Genomic DNA, 5,557 nt, shown 5'->3' on the forward strand with positions numbered 1-5,557 from the left:
GTCTATAAGAGCGGGAACCTGACTTTGAAAAGCAATGTGACCTTTTACCTGGCTGGAGGCGCTGTCATTGTCGGCACTGGCATGGGCGAAGACTATGGGATTGATTTTCGGAAGGATTCACGAAATGCGGATGGAACGTATTTTATTCGTACTGCCGTAAACTCCAGTGATATCACCATACGGGGACGGGGGACTATTGATGGAAAAGGCATAGCGATGCGAGAGCGAAAAATGCCAGCACCGAATAAAAATGAAGGATTATTGAATAACCTGTTGGTCCCGCTCGCAACCACAAATTTTGCTTTTGATGGTTTAATATTGCGGGATGCCGGTTTCTGGTCGTTCATGGTTGTTCGTTCCGACAATGTTACAATAAAAAATCTCAAGGGATTCCAGGATTTATACAAAATCGAAAATGATGTTATCGATATAAACGAGAGTCAGAATGTGCTTGTTAAACATTCAATTGCCATATCGGATGATGACACTTATTCTACGAAAACCTGGTTGCAGACGGGAATGTCTAGCGGATGGCCTGGAGCGCTTGAACATTTGGAAAATGTAGTCTTTGATGACGCATTTGCTTGGACAAGATGCGCGGCTTTCAAAATTGGCCAGGGGGTAGCCCAGGCGCAGATCGGAGTGACCGTCCGAAATTCATATGTGTATCAAAGCGCAAGGGCATTGCTGGTTGATCATGGTTACACAAATAATACGCTTCCGGAGGAAGGTTACGCTCAAAATATTACGTTTGAAAATATCGATATCGAACGAGTCGGTATCAATCAATTCGGGAATCATTGGCTTACAGTTTCTACCAGTACTTCCGGCAATGTAAACAATGTTGTATTAAAGAACATTAATCTTCGCGAGGTAGGATCTGAGCAATCCAGACTTTCCGGAAATGTCACCAAAGGGAAAGTTAGCGTATTAAATGACAATGTAAGTGGTATCATGTTTGCCAATACCAAGCCGTTGTTTAGTGACAATTTCGAAGACGGAGATACGACGGGATGGACATCCGTTTCAGGTGACTGGACCGTACCGACAGTCGACAAGAATAAAATGCTGTCCAGCGGCAGTCAGACAACAACATCCCTTATTGTCGCCAATCCTGGCGGCTCATGGACGGATTACGCCTATGAAGCCAAAGTGGAAATGGGCATTACCAATGCCAATGCAGGCATTGTCTTCAGGGTTCAGGACGCTAATAATTATTATATGTATCGAATTAATTCATCCAATCAGAAGTTGGAGTTGTATAAATCCGTCAATGGACAAATGACGCTTGTAACGAGCACTCCTTTCGCAGCCATTGAGAAGCAGTCGTATACAGTTAAGGCGATTATAGAGGGGAACAAAATTTCCTGTTATGTGGACGGAACATTAAAAATGGAATGGACCAATCCCGTAACGGAATTGACCACAGGTGGGATCGGATTCCGCACCACCTCGATGGTCGTCCATTTTGACGATGCCATTGTGTCCCCAATCATTCGATTGGACGATAATTTTGAAGATGGAAATATGACAGGATGGACGTCATCTTCAGGTTCATGGAGTGTGGTGACAGCGGGTACGAAAACCTTGTTCCAGAGTGCTTCGACTACTGGGCTTATTACAGCCGGTGATTCTTGGACGGACTATACATATGAGGGTAAAGTGAAAATGCCCATCACCAATGCGAATGCGGGCATCGTCTTCAGGGTGCAGAATGCGGATAATTATTATATGTATCGCATAAATGTATGGAATCAAAAATTGGAGTTGCATAAAGCTGTGAATGGACAGCTGACCCTGGTATCCAGCACTCCTTTCACAGCTCAGGCGAACCAGTGGTATACGATCAAGGCTTCCATTCAAGGCAATACCATAAAAGGTTATGTGGATGGAGCTTTAAAGACGGAATGGACCAATCCTGTGACGGAATTGACAACAGGGAAAATCGGATTCAGAACCACCTCTGTAGATGTATCATTTGATGACGCCTTGGTTCTGTCTTCTAACCAGTAACGTTCGGTGACCAAAAGGATCTGTCCCTAAAGCCATGAAACGGCTGAGAGGAACAGCTTTGTAATTTCTCATTGTCGAATAGCGGGTTATGGTGACTTAATCAAAGAACTTAGAAGAGACTTTTGTTTTCAAAAGTTTGTCAGATATATTTCAAAACTAATTTGTAATTTAAACAATTTACCCAGTAATCCATTTCAACACTTTATTTGTCATTATTATTTTCATGAAATGCCAGCAAACATTTGTGTTTGCTGGCTTTCCTCATTTCAATACCAATTTGTCATCCAACAAATTTTATTAAACAGGCGATCACTCTATTTTTGGGTGAACGCCTATTTAATTTTGTGTGTATGGAGAGAGGAGGAGGAAGAAGTCCTTAGTCCGTATCCAACGAGGTGTGATGAAGCCGTTTTATTTTCTTATTTCAATAATTGAAGATGCGGAAGTATTGGCCTGTAGCTAAATCTTGTTACTGGTTAGCGAAGAATGCCACCATCATTCTTAACACACTCTTTATCACATATTTCAATTACTTATGCTCTAATCCAAAATGCGATAAGATAGAGTAAATATTAATATTATTAGTGAGGTGTCTATGAATGAGTAAAAATAATACGAAATCTGCGGAGATTCGAAACTTACATGACAAAGGAGTGCCTATTGCGGAAATTGCAAGAATTATGTGGATCAGATATCAATTTGCGTATAACATTGTTAATAAATATAAAAAAGCACCATTTATTAAAGGGGATTTAAAAGTGGGTGGCAAGAATCCCGTTAAACATGCCCGTAAGAAAAAGACAATAGGTACCCGCATGTTTTCAAGAATGAACTACCAGATTGTAGGGACATGATGGAATTAATTACTCTAAAAGAATTATCTCATAAAGATTGGTACACTATTAAACAGTTTTTTGATCATCACTGCGCGTATTGTGGGATAACGGATACTGGAGACTCCCGTGGATCGGCTATAGTAAGTTGGACAGATAAATTGAGGGCTAGTAGAATAAAGATATCAGACAGGAGCGAATCTACGATGTTCAAAGAAAGATTACATCTACAGACGAATTAAAAAGTCAGATAGTTCAGTTAACCAGAAGAATTTAGAGATTGGAATGATGTGAAAATTGATCCAGTAGATTGGGGTCATAGATAAAAGGAGAATGGAAATGGTGATAATCAGAACTCATACAATTGGGGATATTGAGATTGATTCAGAAACATTGAAGTCCGTAAATCTTAATGGAATGGACCTACATCGAGCAATTCTCAGTCATGAAGATCTAAGTGGGTCAACATTAGTAGGTACCAATTTACGTGGAGCAGAAATTGAATTCTCGGTACTTGACAATTCTGATTTATCAAACGCTTTGTTAATGGTAGCATATCTACGAAATTCACATTTGCAGAACGTGCGATTGGTTAACTCCAAACTAAATGGAGCAGACTTAATGGAAGCTGATTTATCATTTTCTGATTTAACAGGAGCTGATGTCTGGAACGCTAATTTTACTGGCGCTTGGCTTTATAATACTATTATGTTTTGTGAGAGGTTGGATGAATCTATTTTAAAAGGGTCATTGTTTAATGAATTTACAGTTTGGCCTGATGGCTTTGATCCTTTAAAACACCGTGCAATCGAAGGCTAACAGAACAGATACAAACAATTAATTTGGCAGCCACAATGCGACTAACCCTTGAACTGTAACTTCTTCGGCGATGAGGAGGCGGGTTTTCGGGTGCGTATAGTGCATACCCTGGTCAGAATGGAAGATGGCATCTGGATGAATATTTCCATCCAATCGTTTGAGTAGGCGAGCCATTGTCCGTTCAACCAAGGATAGCTCCAACGTTGAAGATAGATAGTGTGCCAGAATCTGCTTCGTAGCACCGTCCTTCACACAAGAAAGATATGCCCACTGACCGCTACCATAGCGCATGTATGTGATGTCTGTAAGGAGGACCTTCTCTGGTTCTCCTTGATCAAACTGACGCTCTAGGAGATTAGGACATGTACGATGTTCTTGCGTCGCTTTAGCCATTTGCGATAGGGATTGGTTTGACGGATCGTAGCTACTAACCCAAACTTGCGCATGATACGACGAATCTTTTTATGATTCATGACAATGCCATTCAATTTCTCCAGCCTCATTTTGATAACCAATGCGCCTGCTTTCCCGTTCAACGCTTCAAAATGCTCCCTAATAAGCTGAAAGTCGTATTGATCGGCTGTCTCTCGCAGTTGACGCGACTCCTCGGCACTACTCCAACGGTAATAGCCGCCTGCACTTACTTCGGCAATCTGACAGAGGTAACGTGTTAAACGTCGTAAATCATGCTTACGAATCGTTTGATGAATGAGCTGAAAGCGCTCGGAAGGCGTCAACTCCTTACTTTTTCACCTTTCGAGCGCTTCTAGCTTTTTTAATAGCTCGTTCTCCGCTTCGAGGAGTTTAATCCGAGCTTCCGCTTGTTGCAGCTTCTCTTCCGCTGATGATTCCGTTTTTGATCGTCTACCTGTACTTCCAAGGCCTCGGCGCTCTTCTAACAAGCCAGCCTCACCGTACTTAGCGTAGGTCTCTCTCCAGCGATAGAGGCTTTCTGTAGGTGTTCTCTGGCCAACGAGTTCGATACTAAAGCCTGCTTTCAAAAAAATCTCCATTGGCGGCTCTCCCGCCGTGTTAGCTTGCACTGCTGCGAGTTTAAAAGCTGGAGCATACGAGATGTTTCTCCCCGATACGCGGCTTACGTTCGGATTGGATTCCAGTAGCTTGATCTCTGTTTCAGTAAATCCTGTTCTGATTTTCCTCATGATATTCATTCCCCATGTATTCTCGATAGTATGATTAAAGCACAAAAACCCGTAAGAGGTCACTTTTTTTCAAGTGTCCACCTTACGGGTTACAGTTCACCCTCGTATTGTGGTTTTCTTTTTGCTATGCCGCCGATAGTCTACACTTTCCAATCGTATATGATATTGAAAATTTATGAAAACACGAAAAATAGAATTAAATGAGGTAGCGGTAAGATTTCTCTAAAAGCAACAGACAAATTTTTCTAAGTCGATACTACAACCGCAGTAGGTAAAGCAATGTTTCGTATGCTTGCAGTTATAGCTGAGCTAGAGCGCGATATTATTAGCGAAAGAACGCTTTTAAGACTCACCGCGGCAAGAGCAAGAGGTAGAAAAGGTGGCAGACCTAAGACAGATGACAAGAAAATCAAACAAGCGATGAAGCTTTACGATAGTAAGGAATATTCGTTGACGTAGATCGTTGAATTAACAGGCGTTTCAAAACCTGAGTTGTATCATGAATTGGAAAAACGGAAGATAATTTCATAGGATGGTTAATAATTGGTGAAGCATCTTGATTAAAGATGCTCAGGCTGTCGAGAAAGTCTCGATAGCCTTCTTTATGTCTGAATTGTTTAAGACGGCACCGCGTTAATGTTGTATAATATAAGTAACTAATTATAGAACGGATGGTGTTCTTCGTGCTGCGTTCTAACCGAGAAAAACAACAAGTGTATGAATTTGTTT

The 5,557-nt window shown here is 41.4% G+C and carries 6 protein-coding genes and 1 pseudogene; 4 read left to right on the forward strand and 3 right to left on the reverse strand.

The features are described 5' to 3' along the window. The 3 genes from BK127_RS41420 to BK127_RS41430 all read left to right on the forward strand — a co-directional run. Window positions 1-2,013, forward strand: a 2,013-nt coding sequence (locus BK127_RS41420) for a 3-keto-alpha-glucoside-1,2-lyase-like domain-containing protein (protein WP_076238468.1), incomplete at its 5' end; no start/stop codon positions are given. 599 nt (window positions 2,014-2,612) lie between these two features. Then, entirely contained in the window at window positions 2,613-2,867 is a 255-nt protein-coding gene (locus BK127_RS41425) for a hypothetical protein (protein ID WP_076238469.1), read from the forward strand. A 318-nt stretch (window positions 2,868-3,185) separates the two neighbouring features. Beyond that, window positions 3,186-3,665 carry a pentapeptide repeat-containing protein gene (locus BK127_RS41430; protein ID WP_076238470.1) on the forward strand — a complete coding sequence of 160 codons (480 nt, stop codon included), beginning with the start codon at window positions 3,186-3,188 and terminating at the stop codon, window positions 3,663-3,665. Between the two features lie 18 nt (window positions 3,666-3,683). Here BK127_RS41430 and BK127_RS45430 read toward each other — a convergent pair whose 3' ends face one another. The 3 genes from BK127_RS45430 to BK127_RS45440 are packed head-to-tail and all read right to left on the reverse strand — an operon-like array spanning window position 3,684 to window position 4,828. After that, window positions 3,684-3,956: a hypothetical protein gene (locus tag BK127_RS45430; protein WP_256711700.1), complete on the reverse strand. Its 273-nt coding sequence runs from the start codon at window positions 3,954-3,956 to the stop codon at window positions 3,684-3,686. Window positions 3,957-4,012: 56 nt separating this feature from the next. Next, entirely contained in the window at window positions 4,013-4,402 is a 390-nt protein-coding gene (locus tag BK127_RS45435) for an IS3 family transposase (protein ID WP_256711701.1), read from the reverse strand. A 12-nt stretch (window positions 4,403-4,414) separates the two neighbouring features. Further along, the gene (locus BK127_RS45440; RefSeq protein WP_256711702.1) at window positions 4,415-4,828 is read right to left on the reverse strand and encodes a hypothetical protein; all 414 of its coding nucleotides are present in this window, start codon (window positions 4,826-4,828) and stop codon (window positions 4,415-4,417) included. A 264-nt stretch (window positions 4,829-5,092) separates the two neighbouring features. Here BK127_RS45440 and BK127_RS41445 point away from each other — a divergent pair. After that, window positions 5,093-5,287 (forward strand): annotated as a pseudogene (locus BK127_RS41445) (recombinase family protein); the annotation flags it as partial. Window positions 5,288-5,557 lie beyond the last annotated feature (270 nt).

This window comes from Paenibacillus sp. FSL H7-0331 (genome assembly GCF_001956045.1).